At 38.9% G+C, this 18,560-nt stretch carries 21 protein-coding genes; 13 read left to right on the forward strand and 8 right to left on the reverse strand.

The window, feature by feature from the left end:
- Complete coding sequence (gene pdsR / locus QQK09_RS05920) at window positions 1–702, reverse strand: proteobacterial dedicated sortase system response regulator (protein WP_284203190.1); 702 nt, start codon at window positions 700–702, stop codon at window positions 1–3.
- Window positions 703–890: 188 nt separating this feature from the next.
- On the opposite strand from pdsR, the gene QQK09_RS05925 reads away from it, so the two are divergent.
- From QQK09_RS05925 to QQK09_RS05950, 6 genes are all read left to right on the forward strand, one after another.
- Entirely contained in the window at window positions 891–1,895 is a 1,005-nt protein-coding gene (locus QQK09_RS05925) for an OmpA family protein (protein WP_284203191.1), read from the forward strand.
- 157 nt (window positions 1,896–2,052) lie between these two features.
- Entirely contained in the window at window positions 2,053–2,337 is a 285-nt protein-coding gene (locus QQK09_RS05930; protein ID WP_284203192.1) for a hypothetical protein, read from the forward strand.
- 582 nt (window positions 2,338–2,919) lie between these two features.
- Window positions 2,920–4,161: a DUF711 family protein gene (locus QQK09_RS05935; RefSeq protein WP_284203193.1), complete on the forward strand. Its 1,242-nt coding sequence runs from the start codon at window positions 2,920–2,922 to the stop codon at window positions 4,159–4,161.
- A gap of 46 nt (window positions 4,162–4,207) precedes the next feature.
- The gene (locus tag QQK09_RS05940) at window positions 4,208–5,266 is read left to right on the forward strand and encodes a lactonase family protein (protein ID WP_284203194.1); all 1,059 of its coding nucleotides are present in this window, start codon (window positions 4,208–4,210) and stop codon (window positions 5,264–5,266) included.
- Window positions 5,267–5,381: 115 nt separating this feature from the next.
- Window positions 5,382–5,981, forward strand: a complete 600-nt coding sequence (locus QQK09_RS05945; protein ID WP_284203195.1) for a thioredoxin domain-containing protein — start codon at window positions 5,382–5,384, stop codon at window positions 5,979–5,981.
- A 230-nt stretch (window positions 5,982–6,211) separates the two neighbouring features.
- Complete coding sequence (locus tag QQK09_RS05950) at window positions 6,212–6,772, forward strand: heme-binding beta-barrel domain-containing protein (RefSeq protein ID WP_284203196.1); 561 nt, start codon at window positions 6,212–6,214, stop codon at window positions 6,770–6,772.
- 87 nt (window positions 6,773–6,859) lie between these two features.
- Here QQK09_RS05950 and QQK09_RS05955 read toward each other — a convergent pair whose 3' ends face one another.
- From QQK09_RS05955 to QQK09_RS05980, 6 genes are all read right to left on the reverse strand, one after another.
- Complete coding sequence (locus tag QQK09_RS05955; protein WP_284203197.1) at window positions 6,860–7,345, reverse strand: VOC family protein; 486 nt, start codon at window positions 7,343–7,345, stop codon at window positions 6,860–6,862.
- A gap of 331 nt (window positions 7,346–7,676) precedes the next feature.
- Window positions 7,677–8,084, reverse strand: a complete 408-nt coding sequence (locus QQK09_RS05960; RefSeq protein WP_284203198.1) for a DUF2069 domain-containing protein — start codon at window positions 8,082–8,084, stop codon at window positions 7,677–7,679.
- Between the two features lie 7 nt (window positions 8,085–8,091).
- The gene (gene arsC / locus QQK09_RS05965; RefSeq protein ID WP_284203199.1) at window positions 8,092–8,442 is read right to left on the reverse strand and encodes an arsenate reductase (glutaredoxin); all 351 of its coding nucleotides are present in this window, start codon (window positions 8,440–8,442) and stop codon (window positions 8,092–8,094) included.
- A 10-nt stretch (window positions 8,443–8,452) separates the two neighbouring features.
- On the reverse strand, window positions 8,453–8,893 hold the full coding sequence (locus QQK09_RS05970; RefSeq protein ID WP_284203200.1) for a YcgN family cysteine cluster protein: 441 nt from the start codon (window positions 8,891–8,893) through the stop codon (window positions 8,453–8,455).
- 14 nt (window positions 8,894–8,907) lie between these two features.
- Window positions 8,908–9,909: a lytic murein transglycosylase gene (locus tag QQK09_RS05975; protein ID WP_284203201.1), complete on the reverse strand. Its 1,002-nt coding sequence runs from the start codon at window positions 9,907–9,909 to the stop codon at window positions 8,908–8,910.
- Window positions 9,896–10,195, reverse strand: a complete 300-nt coding sequence (locus QQK09_RS05980; protein ID WP_284203202.1) for a YcgL domain-containing protein — start codon at window positions 10,193–10,195, stop codon at window positions 9,896–9,898. The genes QQK09_RS05975 and QQK09_RS05980 overlap by 14 nt, the downstream gene beginning before the upstream one ends.
- 127 nt (window positions 10,196–10,322) lie before the next feature.
- Here QQK09_RS05980 and minC point away from each other — a divergent pair, with 127 nt between their 5' ends.
- From minC to QQK09_RS06000, 4 genes are all read left to right on the forward strand, one after another.
- On the forward strand, window positions 10,323–11,036 hold the full coding sequence (minC, locus tag QQK09_RS05985; RefSeq protein ID WP_284203203.1) for a septum site-determining protein MinC: 714 nt from the start codon (window positions 10,323–10,325) through the stop codon (window positions 11,034–11,036).
- A gap of 26 nt (window positions 11,037–11,062) precedes the next feature.
- Window positions 11,063–11,875: a septum site-determining protein MinD gene (minD, locus tag QQK09_RS05990; protein WP_284203204.1), complete on the forward strand. Its 813-nt coding sequence runs from the start codon at window positions 11,063–11,065 to the stop codon at window positions 11,873–11,875.
- Window position 11,876: 1 nt separating this feature from the next.
- Window positions 11,877–12,143, forward strand: a complete 267-nt coding sequence (gene minE / locus QQK09_RS05995; RefSeq protein ID WP_284203205.1) for a cell division topological specificity factor MinE — start codon at window positions 11,877–11,879, stop codon at window positions 12,141–12,143.
- An 803-nt stretch (window positions 12,144–12,946) separates the two neighbouring features.
- Complete coding sequence (locus tag QQK09_RS06000; RefSeq protein ID WP_284203206.1) at window positions 12,947–15,751, forward strand: glycosyl hydrolase family 8; 2,805 nt, start codon at window positions 12,947–12,949, stop codon at window positions 15,749–15,751.
- Between the two features lie 144 nt (window positions 15,752–15,895).
- Here QQK09_RS06000 and QQK09_RS06005 read toward each other — a convergent pair whose 3' ends face one another.
- Window positions 15,896–16,648: a hypothetical protein gene (locus QQK09_RS06005; RefSeq protein WP_284203207.1), complete on the reverse strand. Its 753-nt coding sequence runs from the start codon at window positions 16,646–16,648 to the stop codon at window positions 15,896–15,898.
- Between the two features lie 175 nt (window positions 16,649–16,823).
- On the opposite strand from QQK09_RS06005, the gene QQK09_RS06010 reads away from it, so the two are divergent.
- The 3 genes from QQK09_RS06010 to QQK09_RS06020 all read left to right on the forward strand — a co-directional run bounded on the left by QQK09_RS06010 (window position 16,824) and on the right by QQK09_RS06020 (window position 18,545).
- Entirely contained in the window at window positions 16,824–17,000 is a 177-nt protein-coding gene (locus tag QQK09_RS06010) for a hypothetical protein (RefSeq protein ID WP_284203208.1), read from the forward strand.
- Window positions 17,001–17,188: 188 nt separating this feature from the next.
- The gene (gene lpcA, locus QQK09_RS06015) at window positions 17,189–17,764 is read left to right on the forward strand and encodes a D-sedoheptulose 7-phosphate isomerase (RefSeq protein ID WP_284203209.1); all 576 of its coding nucleotides are present in this window, start codon (window positions 17,189–17,191) and stop codon (window positions 17,762–17,764) included.
- Window positions 17,765–17,777: 13 nt separating this feature from the next.
- Entirely contained in the window at window positions 17,778–18,545 is a 768-nt protein-coding gene (locus QQK09_RS06020; RefSeq protein ID WP_284203210.1) for a class II glutamine amidotransferase, read from the forward strand.
- Window positions 18,546–18,560 lie beyond the last annotated feature (15 nt).

Below are 18,560 nucleotides of genomic sequence, written 5' to 3' on the forward strand. Positions count from 1 at the left end.
TTACTGTTCCATCTCACTGATATCCCAGCGATAACCCATGCCATATACCGCAGTGATCTCGTTAAAATTTGCATCTAATTTAACAAATTTTTTGCGAATACGTTTAACGTGTGAAGTAATGGTATTATCGTCGACCAACATATTCGCATCGCTCATTAATTGCTGGCGATTACGCACAATGCCTGCACGGTTTGCTAGTGCATGCACAATCCAAAATTCGGTAATGGTAAAGTCCAGTGTTTGTTTTTTCCAGGATATCTGCATTCGATCACTGTCGATAATCAGTGAACCACGGCTAATGAGGTTACTGGTTTGTACCGGTTTCTGCAGTAGGTCAATACGACGAAACAGGGCACTAATGCGCACCATTAGATGCTCTAAGCCAATATTTTTGGTTAGGTAATCATCTGCACCTAAACGTAAACCCGAGATCGTATCGAAGTCATTATCGCGTGCAGTTAAAAAGATAATAGGCACCGTTGCAGAAAGTTGACGCAATGCTTGGCAAAGTAGAAAGCCACCATCGTATTCATCGCCCAAGCCAATGTCGATAATAGCGAGATCCGGTAAACGCACTTCAAAGGCTGCAATGGCATCTATTCGGTTATCGTATGCTTCAACGTGATAACCATGCTTAGTCATCAAGTCCATATAGTTTTCACGAATATTTTTTTCATCTTCAACGATAGCAATACGTTTCATCTTTTTTCCTAGTTAACTCTATAGCAGCAGTATAACGGAAATTAGGCGCGGAAATAGTATGTGAGTAACATTGCCTTTTTTTGAACATAATTGATCAGCAGATTGCCATTTTGTCTCCCCAAAAAAAACATAAGCGTTTGTTTAAATACAACTCAAGCAAAACAACTTAATTTTTTAAAAGGAAAAAAATGATGAAAACTAAAACAAACACAACATTCAAAAAATCGGTATTAGGCTTTTTCGTAGTAACTGCGATTGCAGGTTCATTTATTCCATGGGAGGACTATATGCCGCGTTCAGAAACCCCTGCAATGAAAGCATTTTATGAAAACAGCGATGCTTTACAAGAAGATTTGGTTAGCCAAAACATGGTTAATATTGATAGTGATGTCCTTGCACGTATTGCAGAAGATCACATGGTGTCAGATTTAGATGCAGAGATCGATGCACAAGCTCTACAAAGTGCTGAAACTTTTACCACGCAGGATGATGGATTTGAACCGGGTGAGGTCAATGACTTTAATGAAGTGACGCTAATAAGTGAGCCGTTAGTTGAACAACAATCTGATGCTGTGATCATGGAAACACCATTGCTGTTTTCTTTTGATTCAAGTGAAATAAGTCCTGAATATTTCGAAGCCCTCAATGAAACTGCTGAATACATGCAAAATTCAGATAATGAAAGCAACACGGTTTGGCAGGTTATCGGTTATGCTGATCAGTCGGGTAATCGTGTTTATAACGGCAAGCTTGCTAACAAACGCGCACAAAAAGTAGCTGCTTATCTGGTTGATAAAGGTGTCGCGGAAGAACAACTTAGCGTGGTTTCATTAGGTGCAAGTACCCCGCTCAATAGTGAGCGTAGTATTGAAAACAATCGTAATGAGCGTCGTGTTGAGCTGCATCCTTATCAAGCCGAGATTACCGTATTAGCGGAACAATATAATAAACAGATGCAGCAGCAAGCAAGCCATCAAAAGGCGCTTCAACTTGCTAAACGACAAGCAGAGCAGGAGATGCAACAATATGTTGAGCAATTAACAAAGGTCACAACAAAACAGGATAGCGCGGTTGAAAGCGAAAATAACGTTGAGGAAAACGTTGCGGAGACCAGCGAACAACCAACAAAGCAGACAACTGAAACGCTAGAAGCGGAAATATCAGAACGTTTGACTACGGCGATGGAGCTGTAGCTCATTGTATTGAGTGTGATAGTTAAGATATATTATTATTACAAATAACCCATCGTTTATATTTCGTTGGGTTATTTTATTATTTCGTTCTAAAAATCAGCATTTTTATGTATTATGTGATCTCAAACACTTTTTCACTTCAGCATGTAGCTTACCTATGAATAAGAAACCCGATCGTCCTACCGCAATGTTAAATATCATCAATCTCGTACGTGATGATTTCCCCTTTTATGCGCCAGAAAGCCAAATTTGTGGGGATACCTGTGTGGGTTGTCCTAAAAAATTACTAGAGCTGGTGGACACCGAGCTGATTGATTGGGAATATAAGCTTGAGTGTGGTGAAGTGCCAGATTTCAATGAGATAGATAAGCTAGCGAAACTGTGTAAAAACGTACGCCGCAGTCTGGTTAGGAATGGTGTTGTGCCAAAATTGGAAAGCTGAAAGGTATTAAGCACGCCATACAGGTGGAGCTGAATGTTTTGTAGATCGCGGCTTTAGCCCGACGGGTTTCAAGCTTCGAGTTGCGAGTGATGAGCTGCGAAAATACAAAGCATCGCGGTTGGCGTGTCGGCATAAAATAGCTGCACTTAAACAGAGTACCTACATGTGAATCAGAATCTATTGTAGGTCGCGGCTTCAGCCCGACGGGTTTTATGCTTCGAGTTGCGAGTGATGAGCGGCGAAAATAAAAAGCATCGCGGTTGGCGTGTCAGCATAAATAGCTGCACTTAAACAGAGTATCTACATGTGAAGCATAATCTATTGTAGGTCGCGGCTTTAGCCCGAAGGGTTTCAAGCTTTGAACTGTGAAAATACAAAGTATCGCGGTTGGCGTGTCGGCATAAATACCGACCTACAATGAATCAGAATCTATTGTAGGTCGCGGCTTTACCCGACGGGTTTTAAGCTTGGTGCTGCGAGTGATGAGTAGCGAAAATACAAAGTATCGCGGTTGGCGTGTCGGCATAAATACCGACGGTTTCACATCAGGATATAAAACCAATATATTAATAAAGGAATATAATGAACTTTCAAGATAAAGCACTGTGTAAACTTCGTACCATCACCACCTTTTTAGTGTTGGATAAAAATCGTGCTTTGTGGCAGCAAGAGATTCTAAAAGCCTCTGATTTCTGTCTGCGATTATCCGCTCAATTTTCCGAACATAATTATCAAGTTCAATCGATCCGTATCGTCACTAATGCTTTTTCTGAATACCTTGATACCACTAACGTAGAAACGGCTAAACAAGATCTGCAGTTTATCCGCTCCCTATTAAATGAGATCAAGTCCGATGGATTACGTATTCGCTTTGCCATTGGTGAAGCTAAAACAGCACATGAGATAACCTTGTTACCTGAGTTGATTAAAGAGTTTGGTGATCTTTGTAATGCCTGCGTTAACATTCCAATTGACGACTTTATGGTGTTAAACAAACCCTTAATCGATGCATCGGTTAAAGCGGTTGAGCAGATAGCGCAGATAACAGAGCGTGGTGAGGGTAACTTTAACTTTACCGTGAACTTTAATTGTCAGCCTTTAATTCCTTATTTTCCTGCCAGTTACCACGATAGCGCGTTAGGAAATCGTTATGTTGTTGGCTTTGAAACGCCAGACCTGTTAGTTAAAGTATTAAGCGATTTCAATCAATCTGAACATGGTCTTAGCGCACAGCAGACACTTAACCAACAACAAATATTGATGTCGCAAGCATTAAAATACCATGTTTCACAGGTCGCAAAGATCATTGAAAAATTTGAGAATAACAGTGAGCAAAATCAGTTTCTTTTTTCTGGTATCGACAGCTCTGCTGCGCCCTCTAAAGATTGCGCTAGCATGGTTGATGTTTATAAACAGCTTGGTGTTCCTTTCTTTGGTGCATCGGGTACGGTTGAAGCGTCTGCATTATTAACACGTGTCTTTAAATCGATTACCGAACTACCGCTGGTGGGCTTTTCTGGTTTGATGTTAGCGGTCACTGAAGACAGAGGTCTTGCTCAGGGCACGATTGATAGTGATTACGATATACGTTCACTGCTTACCTATAGTGCAGTATGTGGTATTGGTTTAGATACGGTGCCGATTCCTGGTGATACAGCACCTGAAAAAATAGCCGCTTTGATGGCTGATACTGGCACCATGGCATTTCGCCTAAATAAACCGCTGACGGTACGTCTGTTTCCTGTTCCTGGTTTAAAAGTGGGCGATCTTACCCAATTCGAAAGTGATGATCTGTGTAACTGCGCAGTATTAGCGGTTCCCTAGAAAGTGGCTGCACCGTATTATTGACACTGAAATAAGTTGAGAGAGAATGGAACAACAAATATTATACGTTGGTTGCTACACCCCTGAGGCAGGCGCAGGTATTAAGGTGGTCGAGTTTGATAATCAGACCGGTCAGCTTACTGAGATTAATTGTATTGCAGACCTGCCAAATACTAGTTTTTTAGCCGTTAGCAAAGACAAACAAACATTATTTGCTGTGAGTGAAGATGAAAGACAAGGGGAGCTCGGGTGCTTTGATATACAAAACCCACGCACCCCTATTTTTATTAACAAACAGAGCAGTTTAGGTGGTGCACCTTGCCACATCAGTTTAACAGCTGAAAAACTCTTTGTGAGTAATTATGTGAGTGGCAACTTAAGTGCTTTCTCACTGATAGAAGAACAATTATTACCCGCATATAGTTCGATTCAGCATCAAGGTCAGAGTGTTAACTTAGACCGACAAAAAAGTGCACACGTACACGCGAGTCAACTAAGCCGAGATGAGCGCTTTTTAGTCGTTGCTGATTTAGGCATTGATGCGCTTAAGGTCTATTTGGTCGCTGAAAAACAACTTACGTTAGTATTTACCGCTGTACTTGCTGGTGGTGATGGGCCTCGCCACCTCGTCTTTAATTCTGTTGGTGATAGATTATATTTAGCTAACGAACTAAGCTCCGATGTGGTTGTGTTTAATTTTAACCAACAAAGTGGCGAACTTACACAGCAGCAGCGTATTAGTAGCTTACCCAATACTTTTATCAGCAGCCAAAAATCAGCCCCGAGCAAGCAGCAAAGCTACATTGCAGAAATAACATTAAGCAAAGATGGCTGTTATCTCTACGTCAGCAACCGCGGGCATGATAGTATTGCAATATATAGCGTTGATCAAAAAAGTGGTTTATTAAAACCGCTCGATTATGTAAAAACGGGTGGTTTATTTCTGCGTCATTTTGCATTGTCACCGAATCAGCAATGGTTATTAGTTGCGCATCAAAACAGTGAACAGCTCTGTGTTTTTAAAAGAGATGTGGATACGGGTTTATTAAGCAAGACGGATAATCAGCTAACAGCTAAACACGCAGTTTGTGTTTGCTTCTTATAATAACAATGATCAAATACCCTTTAAATATAGGTATTTATAAAATTAGTGTTGTGACATTTTATCGCTTTAATATATTTAACGGTTTGAATGTTCAGCAAAATTAAAAGGTTAAACTATGCACCCAGAACTCTATTTTATTTACGATTCACACTGTCCGTGGAGTTATGCAACAACACCACTCGTTAATGCACTGAGTGAAAGCTTTCCGGAAATGGAAATCCACCATTGGCATTGTGCACACTATAATGGCAGTGATAGCCCTGGATTCTTACAAATTAAAGAAGTTGAAAAACAGAGCAAGCAAAAGTTTGGACAAGAGCATGTTCGCTATGCAGATAGCCCGAAAAACAGTACGCTAGCTGCAAACTTTATGACCTGGTTACAAGGTAAGCAACCTGAGAAAGCATTATCAGTATTAAACGCACTACAAATAGAGCATTTTGTTGAAGGGAACCCGTTTGGTTGTAAAAATGATTTTAAAGCATTGATTGAGCAGTTTAAATTATCGCCATCAAACAAAGTGTTTAAAGATGAATTAAGTAATGAAGCGCAATATCAACAATCAGATATTCAAGAGTTACAAGAATTTATGCAAACCACCGCATTTCCTGCTCTGCTTCTAACGTATGGTGATAATGCACTTTTGTTAGATCATGCACGCCATTTAAGTAAACCACAGGGTTTAGTTAAAGAAGTTGCAAAATTATTAAGCTAATAGCTCCCAGCTATATAAATAGACAGTTTTTACTGTCTATTTTTTTATCTAAAGTGATTGATTTTAAAAGACTAATTATCAATTAGTCGCAAAGAACATATTTTGGATCAAAAATGCCCCATTTACACGGTTGATTGGTAAGCCGAACAGTAATATTATTTTAATACTTTCCTTATCGCTTTCTCATGTTGGAAGCCACACCTCAGTGGTTTACTTAAAAAGGTAACTAAATGAATACAATTGATGAAACAAATTATGGTCCACTGACTAAATTAATTGGTACTTGGCTGGGTAACAAGGGGGAAGATATTGCCCCAGAGCCAAATGGAACAGAAGAAAACAGTTATAAAGATAGCCTTATTTTCAAAGGCGTTGGTGAGACAGAAAATGCAGAATCACAATTATTAAGTGTTGTACATTACGTCCAAGAAGTACGCAGAACCACCAATGGTAATCAAATTCACCATGAAACAGGTTATTGGTTATGGGAGCAGGGCAGTAATACAGTCATGCATTCATTGACTATCCCAAGAGGCATGTGTGTGCTAGCGTCGGGCGATGTTGAACAATCAGCAGATGAAGACATTTTAAATGTGAGCGCTGCGATTGATGAGCAAGACTGGCAAATTATCCAAAGCCCATTTATGACTAAAAATGCGAAACTGAAATCTTACGTACAGCAGGTAAAAGTAACTGAAGATACACTGAGTTATTCACAAACGATGATGTTAGATATTTACGGTAACGAGTTTGAGCATACAGATAATAGCGTCTTAAAAAGACAGCGTTAATTATCAGTAATGAACGAAAAAAGGCGAAAAATATTTTCGCCTTTTTTATAGGTTTTAGCACAGATTAACTCTGTTATTACTGGTGCTTTATTCGTATTCTGAAGAGTATGTTTCAGAGTAAGTATGTGAGTAAAGCTCAAGTAAGTTACCAAACGGGTCTTCTAAGTAAACCATTTTGTAAGGACGGTTTTCATCTTCAGGGTGGTAGCGCATTGTATCCATGCGTGCTTTACCGCCAAACTGTGTCACTTTCTCAATCACGCCTTCAAAGTCGTCTGTCTCTAATGCGTAATGGAAGATACCAACTTTAGTGAAATCAACAACATGGCGTTGTTCACGATCAACCATTTCAAAAAGTTCAAAACCGATACCATCTGATGTTACTAGGTGAGCGATGTTAAAGCCTTTAAAGCCTTCACCAAATACTTCGATACACATTCTGCCGATAGCTGTTTGTTTCTCTTCAATCACTTTAGAGTTGCCCATTACAATATCAAGGCCAAGTGCTTTAGTATAAAACTCTACCGCTTGATCCATATCGCCAACCATAATACCTACATGACTCATTTTCATAATAATCTCTCTTTTAATTAGTTGCTTGTTTGTTTTGATGGGAGAAGTATAGGGAGAAAAGATTCTGAGATAAAATTATCAAATGAAATCATTTTAATAATTTTTTGTTATCAAGAGGTGTGGGATAGAAACCATCGTCTAGGTTGATAAGTGATTTTATTTTAAGCTTATGGGAAAAAGAAAAATCTATTTTGAAGTGCTATTTTAGTAAACCATTAATTCGATAGGGAAATAAAATAACTAAATTGTAATGAGTGTTTATTAATTGACGACGCTAAGTAAAAAGGCCACTAATTTAGTAGCCTTTGTTATCTGTATTTCCAAGAAAGAGTTACTTAACTTCTTCTGTCACTTTCTTTTTACGAATACTTAATCCCAGTTCTCGACCTCGATACTTTGCAAAGTAAATGCAGCCCATTAAAAATAGACTTGCAAATATGAGCTCAAGACTTGCCATTAATATCTCCATACGAATACATTCAAGGTAGGCTGTATAAAGAACAACAGTTGAATGTACGATATAGAGTAGTGCTAAAAAACCACACCAGGCAAAGGTATACGGGTTTCCTTTAATAATGCCTCGCAGAGGAAATAAAATAGGAATTAACCATATCGATGTAATAAACCAAGGGTTTAATCCAAGTGGCGGTGGCGATAACCATAGGTGCCATATTGGAATAAGTAACACAAGAGAGAAATACCCAACTCTTGCGACTAGTTTATAATCTTCAGTTTTCATCGAATGACTACAGTATCGTTAATACAGATTCTGGCGGACGTCCGATTTTGGCCTTGCCATTAGCCAGTACAATAGGGCGCTCAATCAGTTTTGGGTTATCAAGCATTGCCTGCAATAACTGTTTTTCATCTTGCTCTTCAGACAGTTGTAACTCTTTATACACTGCTTCTCCAGTGCGCATCAATTGACGCGCAGAGGTAAAGCCTAATAACGCAATAATATTGCTTAACTCAGCTAATGTTGGTGGATTTTTTAAGTAATCAACAATCGTTAGGTTATCAGTTTTATCTTCGATCAGGGCTAAAGTTGCACGGCTTTTAGAGCAGCGTGTATTATGAAAAATAGTAATGTCAGTCATGTTTAATCCTTTATTCAGCGGGCCAAATTGCAATGTAATCTTCTAAGTTTTCAGGGTCTATCGCCGTTTCAGAGATAATTTTTCCACGAATAGAAAAACCACCTTTATGCATTGCGGATTTGCTCCCTGTAATCAATGGGTGCCACTCTGGTAACGGTTTACTTTCTACCAGTAAACGATACGCACAGTTCCCCGGCAACCAATGGAATTGGTCAATATCATCAAGTGATACTTTTACGCAATCTTTTACAATTTTAAAACGCTGCTCATACTTACGACACTGGCAGGTTTTAGTATGTAAAAGATGACAAGCAACATTGGTAAAATGTAGTTCTTCTGTATCATCATCAATGATTTTATTCAGGCAGCATTTGCCACACCCATCGCACAGAGATTCCCACTCTGATTGGCTCATTTGTGATAATGTTTTCTCTTCCCAAAAATTGCTCATCTTATAACTACTCTTTATTTACTTGGTGGTGTAATACGTGGATATTTAATACGTTCAGAAAGGTAACTTACCGCTGTTGCGAAGTAGTAAGAACGATTCCAGTGCATTAAAACACGATAATTATTGTATGCAAGATAAACTCGACCCGAAGCATCATCTGGAATAACGATGGATGCATTCATATCTACTTTAGGTAAGTCTGTGCCATCAAAGCGACGCACACCTAATGCTTGCCACTCATCTAATGTTTTACGTTTTTTAATACCTGCTAATTCAATATCAAAATCATCAGGAATTAATACTTGTCTACCCCATGTTTCGCTATCATCCCAGCCTTCTGTTTTTAAGTAGTTAGCAGCAGAAGCAAATACGTCGGCGTAATTATTCCAGATATCTTTCTTACCATCACCATCAAAATCGACTGCGTAGTTGAGGTAAGAGGTTGGCATGAATTGAACTTGTCCCATTGCACCAGCCCATGAACCGATAAATTTATCTTGTTCAATATGGCCTTCTTCTAAGATAGTTAATGCAGCAAATAGCTGTTTTTTAAATAATGCTTCACGACGTCCTTCATAAGCCATCGTTGTTAATGAAGAAATAATATAATTACGGCCGGTCAAACGTCCGAAATTAGTTTCAATTCCCCAAAGTGCCACAATAAAGCGTGGTTGAACACCATACTCTTTACCGACTTTATGCAATAGATGATAATGCTTTTTATAAGCTTCACGCGCTTGTTCAATTTTCCAATCAGGTACCGCACGTGGAATATAAGTATCTAAGGTCAGTTTAAACTCTGGCTGTTCTTTATCTGATTTTACACTGCGTTGTAAAAACTCAACGCTTTCAAACGCATTATTTACAACGGTTGGATCAATACCTAATTCAATTGCTTCACCCTTTAAGTTAGTGACATATTGATCAAAAGGAATCTTGGTCTCTTCACTGTTTGCGGTCACCGTAAAAGAGGTGAATAAAAGTGTAGAGAGAGTAAAAATTTTAGTCAGTTTCATTAAATGCCTCTAATTGATTTTTTCGCCACGTTTTGTGTTCTTTTAGGAAGTCCACAGGAGGAGGAGGAAGTTGCAAAAAATAGCCATTTTTTTGTATCGCTGCAATCACACTATTAGCATCGGTCATTGCGAGCTTAGTATCTGGCTTGATATTTAATAGACTCACCAGTTGTGGAGGTCCAAATTGAGTGAGTAATGGGTCTGGAACGGGATCAAATTCATCTCTTTTCTCAATAAAAAGATAAGTTTGTGATTTACGAATACTTTTATATACAGCACATAACATAATACTAATGTAGCCCTTTACTTGCCTAATAAGAGTTCAGACTATAACATGCAATCTGCTTTAAATTTTATAGAAATTGGCTGAATTTTACATCAAAAATAGTTTTCTTTAGAGAGATAGAGGTGTTATGACACTAAAATCGTTAAATTTTTCCTTATTAGTGGTAGCTGTTGAAACTGAAGATCTTTCTCAGTTAGCTGATGAGTTAAACAAAAGACGTATAATGGCCCCAGATTTTTTCCAATATGCACCCGTTGTTGTGCATGTTGAAAATGACACCGCGAATTTAGATTTTTTGCGTATAAGAGAGATTGTAACGGAAAATGGATTTATTTTAGCTGGTGTTTCGGGTGAGTTATCTGACTCACAAAAAGAGGCGCTGCATGCTGATAAGATAGCTATTTTAAGACGATCTAAAAGACAGGCTAGTAAGGAGGTTGTTGTTGAAGACAAACCTGCCGAAGTAGTGCCAGAAGAGGTCGCAGAAACAGCTACATTTATTGCTAATGAAGTAAAAACTAAAATTGTCACCGGACGAGTTCGTTCCGGACAGCAAATTTACGCTAAAGAGTGTGATTTGGTGATCAATGGTGATGTTAGTGCTGGCGCAGAAATTATAGCAGATGGAAACATACATATTTATGGTACGTTACGCGGTCGTGCAATCGCTGGAGCGATGGGCGATCAAACAGCTTCTGTTTTTTGCCGTGTATTAGCACCTGAACTAGTCTCTATTGCAGGTGTATTTAAATTAAGTGAGGGCTTACCTCATGAGCATCTTGGCAAAAGTTGCATTGTGTCGTTACGCAATGGACAACCTGTGATAGAAACTTTGAACTAAATAATAAGTACAACTAAGGAAAAATAATGGCAAAAGTAATTGTTGTCACATCAGGAAAGGGCGGTGTTGGTAAAACGACCAGCAGCGCAGCAATAGGAACAGGACTTGCACTAAGTGGTGCAAAGACAGTAGTTATTGATTTTGATATCGGTTTACGTAATCTGGATCTGATCATGGGATGCGAACGTCGCGTTGTTTACGATTTGATTAACGTGATTAATGGTGAAGCAAACCTTCAGCAAGCATTAGTGAAAGATAAACGCACACCAGGGCTTTTCATATTGCCCGCTTCACAGACACGTAATAAAGACGCGCTGACCAAAGAGGGTGTTGAAAAAGTCATTACTGATCTTAAAGCCGATGGTTTTGAATATATCATTTGTGATTCTCCTGCTGGTATTGAGCAGGGCGCAATGATGGCGCTATATTTTGCAGATGAAGCGATTGTAACAACTAACCCAGAAGTTTCATCAGTACGCGACTCAGATAGAATAACAGGCATGTTATCAAGTAAGTCACTGCGTTCAGAGCAACAGCTTAGCCCGGTAAAAGTACATCTATTGATTACACGTTATTGCCCAGAGCGAGTTCAACGTGAAGAGATGTTAAGTATTGAGGATATTGATGATTTGTTAGGCATTGATTTAGTGGGTGTTATCCCTGAATCACAGGAAGTATTGAATGCTTCTAACATGGGTGAACCGGTCATTTTAAATACAGACAGCGATGCGGGTAAAGCCTACCAAGATGCGGTAGATCGCTTAATGGGTATTGAGCGTGAATTACGTTTTGTTAAATTTGAAAAGAAAGGTTTTTTAAGCCGTTTATTTGGAGCCTAAGATGGGACTTTTACAGTATTTTAGAAAGGAAGCGCCTAAAAAAGGTAGTGCAAAATTAGCGAAGGATCGTTTACAAATCATTGTTGCTCATGAGCATTCAAGCGCTGCAAGTCCTTCTTATTTACCGGAACTACAACGTGAAATCGTTGCTGTTATCCGTAAATACATGGATATTTCTGCACAGGATGTAACCTGTGAATTTTCTGATAAAGCCGAAGATGATATCTCTGTTTTAGAAGTAAATGTCGCGTTGCCAAAAAACAAATAGCGTTGATTGAATCAACATAATAGTCAATCCAATTAAGCGATCGCTAATCGGATTGACTATTTTATTGTACTGCACCCGTGCGTAAGGGCGAACGATTAGTGCCTGTCTACCAATCTCTATCTTCCACCACCAGATTCTACCAAGGTATGCTTAAAAAACTCGTTTCAGATAAGCATTGTGCTTGTAACCTACGTGTTCTCCGATTCTATCGAGGTAATTATGTACTTTACTTCCAATTTTGTAATTAGAGTAAGTCATTAGCTACCATTGATATGTTGTTATAAATGAAGCTTCCTGAGTACTTATCGAAATAATAGGATCTGTTGAACTTTGCCGCTTAAATTTTTTTATCGGGGCGTTTTAAGGTAGACCGTGAGCTAATCATCTAAACAAAATTTGTCCTGCACATAGCAAAACCTCATAAGGTGAAATCGACGGAATATGCACAGTATTTATCTCTTGTTTACCTAGAATAACCACACGAGATAATAGCTATCTGCTTAAATCGTTGCAAAAATAAACGCTGAAAATCAACTTCCCTTAGCGTGATTTTTATTCTCTTGAGAATCCTGTTCACTGTTATTGTTGTTTAAACACGCCTCAAATATGAAAAAGCATTTCAGTTTTGTCAGTAATAAATATTGATCACATAAAAAATATTAAAGACGATATCGCTCTCTAAAAAGTAAAAAATCATAATTCCAAAATAAGTTTTTATAAATGTTGAATTATTTTTTTAACATATGGTTAACACGAATTCGAAAATCGGATTCAAAACTTTAACTCATAAAAATGGAATATGTATGAATTTAAATAAACTATTACTACCAGTTTTAGGGCTTGGTATATTAGCGAACGGCTGTTATGCACAACAATTAGCGGGTGACGAACTAGAGAACGGTTCATTATTACCTGGATACTCTGGGGTTATCTCAACCCCATTCAATGGTGTTGCTGCTTATGCGGATGGTGACGGTGTCAAAATCGATACACAAATAAGTGGTGTCCCAGGACTGTTTCGGTTAGATATACGCGGGGCAAGTACTGCCTCGAGTGCAGCCGGCATTAGCGTTTATCTTGGTGATAAGAAAATTGGTGCAACGAGCTTTAGTGGCACAACGTCAGCAATTTCTAGCATTAGCTTTAATTTGGAGAATTCACCAAGTAGTTCAGAGCTTAGGTTTGTATTAGAAACTGATAATGGCAGTAATGATACACTTTTAGATTCATATGAATTACATCGCACGGGTGATATACCTGCTCTTCCCGATGCTCCGGTGCTTCCAGACCAAGGTTCATATGAATCGGGCGTCTACCGTAATATGTTCCAAGAACTTGGTTATAGTGCGGCACAGGTTGATACACGTTTAAATGAAGTTTATGACCAATTATTTCATTCAACGGATACTGCTAATAAAGCGTTATTTATCCCTGTGGGCGATGATATGGGATACATTTGGGATGTTGGTAATAATGATGTGCGTTCAGAGGGGATGTCTTACGGCATGATGATGGCGTTACAGATGAACCGTCAAGATGACTTTAACAAATTATGGAAATGGGCAAGTACTTATTCATTAAATAAATCAGGCAATAACAAAGGTTACTTTGCTTGGCAAGTGAGCACTTCAGGTGTCACATTAGATGCTGCGCCAGCGCCAGACGGTGAAGAATACTTTGTTACTGCACTATTTTTTGCCGCGAACCGCTGGGGTAATGGTGAAGGGATCTACAATTATGAAGCACAAGCCAATCAAATATTAAAAGATATGTTTGGTAATGGTGAAACACGTTATAACAACAGTGGCGAATTAGAAGAATATAGTTTGTTCAATCATGAAAATAAACAGATTGTATTCTCTCCTTCAACCCCCACAGATCGGAACTGGACAGATACTTCTTATCATTTGCCGGCTTTTTATGAGTTATGGGCAAAATGGGCTGATAATAACAACGCTTTTTGGGCTGAGTTAGCTGATGTTTCTCGCCAACACTTTAAAGACGCAGCAGATCCAACAACAGGTTTAACACCTGATTATGCATATTTTGATGGGTCACCACACGGTGACTTCCAACATTGGAAAGATACTTTTCAATATGACGCTTGGCGTGTGATTAGTAATGTTGCGATGGATTATGCTTGGTGGAAAAAAGATGAATGGCAAGTAACACAAGCGAAACGTTTACAATCTTTCTTTAAAAGTGAAGGCATGGAATCATATGCTAGCTTATACGAGTTAGACGGTACGCGATATGAGAACAACAAAGATCATTCACCTGGTTTAGTGGCCATGAATGCGATTGCAAGTTTAGCTTCTGATAGTCAAGATGCTTGGGAGTTTGTTGATGCATTTTGGAATACTGAGGTACCCACGGGTAAATGGCGTTATTACGATGGCTCTTTATACATGTTTGGTATGTTAGCAATGAGTGGTAACTACCGCATTTATTGTCCAAATAATGAATGTGATCAAATATCAGGACCAGCACCTGATCCTGTAAACCGCGCACCGGTTGCGAATAATGATTCAGTTACCATCATTGAAGGTAATACGGCGACAATAAATGTTGTTAATAACGATACCGATGCTGATAATGATATTTTAAACATCTTATCTTATACCCAAGCGGGTAACGGTTCCGTTAGCCAAAATGGGGATAATCTAACGTATATACCTAATGCTGGTTTTACTGGCACAGATAACTTTTATTATGTGGTTACTGATGGCAGTAAAAATAGTAATAATGCCACGGTAACTGTGACGATAAATGAAAATGGCACAACTGATCCAGATCCAACGCCAGGTGAAGAGTTAGTATTTGAAGAGATGGAATCAGGCGCTATTTCCCCATCATACCGTCAACCTATCAATAACCCATACGCAGGTGTCATTCTGTATGGTAATAATGAAGCCGTTGCATTTGCGACTAATTTATCTGCAGGAGATTATTCGCTAGAAATAAATGGTAGCTCTAGCAACGCCTCTGCAGCAGGTATTAGTATTTATATCGATGGTAATAAAGTGGGCGAAACAAGTTTCAGTGGCACGACCCGCGTTGTACAAACGGTGGCATTCACTTTAACAAGTTCTGCAAATGAAATTAGCTTTGTGCTCGAATCTGATGTGGGTCAAAATGATACATTGTTAGATTGGTTTAAAATCTTTAGTGGTAATGGTTCAACTGAACCGGGTGACGGTGGTACAACACCAAGCAATGGTGCCGCTGTACCGGGTACTTTACAAGCAGAAGATTACACAAGCGAAAGTGGTACACAAACTGAAAATACCAATGATACTAATGGCGGTTTAAATGTTGGTTATATTCAAAATGGTGACTATTTAGAGTTTGCTATCAATGTTGAGCAAGCGGGTACTTATACCCTAGAGGCACGTGTCGCGAGTAATACAAGCGGTGGTGATATTGATGTAATTATCGGTGCGACTAGTGTCGGTACGTTAACTGTATCAAATACGGGTGGATGGCAAGCTTGGCAAACAATCAGTACGACAGTAACATTGTCGGCAGGTGAGCAAATACTCCGTACCAATTTTGGAGGTGGGCAAGGTTATTTATTTAACCTTAACTATTTAACGTTTAGTAAATAGTTTTAAGTTTATTGGCGTTTTTGTGATACTTAAATCAGTATCACAAACGCGCTTTTTATTCATTTAGCTATGTACTATCGATAGTGAATGTAGTTTGGTACAACTCGTAAAGACACTATTAATGCTGATATTAATAGGAAACGATTAGCGCCAGTCTAACCAATATCGATACTCCACCACCAGATTACCTTCCAAGGTATCTTTAAATAACTCACTCGCTTGCGACAGGCATTGTGGGGCAATAACCTCAGGCTCCGTCCAACCTGTTTCCTCATCTAAATAATCACGTTGGTAACCCCAGGTTGCACAAGAAAGCAGTTGATCGAAACCAAGTTGGCGCTGACACACTACGCAGGTTTCAAACTCCACACGAATATCTTCACCATCAAGGCCATAAGCATCAGAGACATATGGAGTATCGTAGATGGCAAGGGTTGATGCGCGACTGGTCTGAGTAAGCCAAGGTTTATCACTGCTATCAATTGGTGTGAAATGGGTATTGTAGCCATGCTCTAAAGGGCGGTTATCATAAAAAGGTTGTTCAAAAAAAGGCGGGATATCTATCTGCACAGGTAGTTCACCCTGATTTAATAGGCTATTGGTTTTACGCACTTGTAGGATTCTGTATTGATCGCATTGTGCAAAATTAGACTTGTCGAGCTGGCCGTTATCATTACTAAAAAAATGAATTTCAACACCAATACCGGTTGCGTCATCATTAGCAATATAAGAGGCATTACTGCGGCCACTGTGAAACCAAAACTCCGACAGTACCAATAATCCAAGTGGTTGATTATCTGACTGAGTCACAGGGCAAACTTTACTCACTTGTAGCACTTCTGCAACAACATTAAATGATAAGCACAATATTGATAATGCTTTGATTATTAAGTGCATAAATATTCCTTTATCGACCCAGTGACGGAGTTATGAAATCTATTCAGCATTAAAATTTTAGTGTTGTAATGAAAATATTAAAAAATATGAAGTTTAATACTAGATTGTGTTAATGGAATGTTTATAATAGACCACATTGATTTATATCAATTTTACTTACTAAAGGAATATAACCATGAACGTTGATCAACATATTAAAGTAGCACAGTGGCATTTAGAGCAAGCTCGTTTACACGCAACAAGCGAGCACGCTTGTGGTTGCCCACCAAATGCACACGATCAAAAAGCGATCGATGCAATTGAAGCTGGTCAAGTTAAAGAAGAACTAACTTGTACGCTTGATAAAGCGTAATAAGTAAGCAATTCGTTACCTTTTAAGGGTAACAACTAAAAAGCGGAGATTATACAGTCGTGTAGTCTCCGCTTTTTTGTGTCTATAAATCACTTAATCTCCCCATTTTATCTCTTCAGCTCTATTCTCCTGCTAGTAACTATGTAAAAATAGACCTTCTCATGTAGATGAAAATAGGTCGAAACACGATGAATCTTAATATTATTAAAGATGAATTATTAGAAGCTGAAAAAGTATTACAGGCATTTTTTAGCGATCAAGAAAATTTAGAGAATATTGAAAAAGCGGCTTGTCTGCTATCAGATGCATTTAAGCTAGAAGGCAAAGTACTTGCTTGTGGTAATGGTGGTTCTCACTGTGATGCGATGCATTTTGCGGAAGAATTAACCGGACGTTACCGTGAACATCGCCCATCCTACCCAGCGATCGCGATTTCAGATGCAAGTCATATCTCTTGTGTTGGTAATGATTATGGTTTTGATGCTATTTTTGCACGTTACCTTGAAGGCGTTGGTCGTAAAGGTGATGTACTGTTTTGTCTTTCAACCAGTGGTAATTCCGCTAATATCCTTAAAGCGATTGAAGTGGCGCAACAGAAAGGCATCAAAGTCATTGCATTAACAGGCAAAGATGGCGGAAAAATGGCGGGTCTTGCTGATGTAGAAATTCGCGTTCCCCATTTTGGATATGCAGATCGTATTCAAGAGATACATATTAAAATCATTCATATTTTGATTTTATTAATAGAAAAAAAAATGGCATAGGATAACGGAATAAATGTGTGAGCTTTTAGGCATGAGTGCCAATGTACCAACGGATATCTGTTTTAGTTTTAGCGGTTTGGTAAAGCGAGGTGGTGAGACAGGCCCCCATAAAGATGGATGGGGAATCACATTTTACGAAGGCAAAGGATGTCGTAGTTTTAAAGATCCTAAACCGAGTTGTGACTCACGCGTAGCGGAATTAGTAAAAGATTATCCTATAAAAAGTAAATCGGTGATCAGTCATATTCGTCAAGCAAATCGAGGCGGTGTTTCATTAGAAAATACCCATCCATTTATTCGTGAATTATGGGGACAAAACTGGACCTATGCACATAATGGGCAGTTGACCGGTTATGAAGACTTACCATTAGGTCATGCACACCCCGTTGGGCAAACCGACAGTGAGCGCGCTTTTTGTTGGATCATTGATAAGTTACATCAAAGTTACCAAACTGCACCAGAAGATATGTTGACGATGTTTAAAGAGATCGCCGGTTATGCCGACGAACTTCGTCAGTTAGGTGTGTTTAACATGTTGCTCAGCAATGGCGAATACGTGATGTGTTACTGTACTAATAACCTACACTGGATAACGCGTCGTGCTCCTTTTGGTAAAGCTCAGTTAATCGATGAAGATATGATCGTGGACTTCTGTGAAGAAACCTCGGACAGTGATGTGGTGACTGTGATTGCAACTCGTCCACTGACAAGCGATGAACAGTGGAACAAAATGGGTGAAGGTGAGTTTAGCGTATTCCATTTTGGTGAGCGCGTTTTATAAATAAAGGATAGTTAA

The sequence above is a fragment of the Psychromonas marina genome (genome assembly GCF_030161115.1).
In the GTDB taxonomy this organism is placed as follows: domain Bacteria; phylum Pseudomonadota; class Gammaproteobacteria; order Enterobacterales; family Psychromonadaceae; genus Psychromonas; species Psychromonas marina.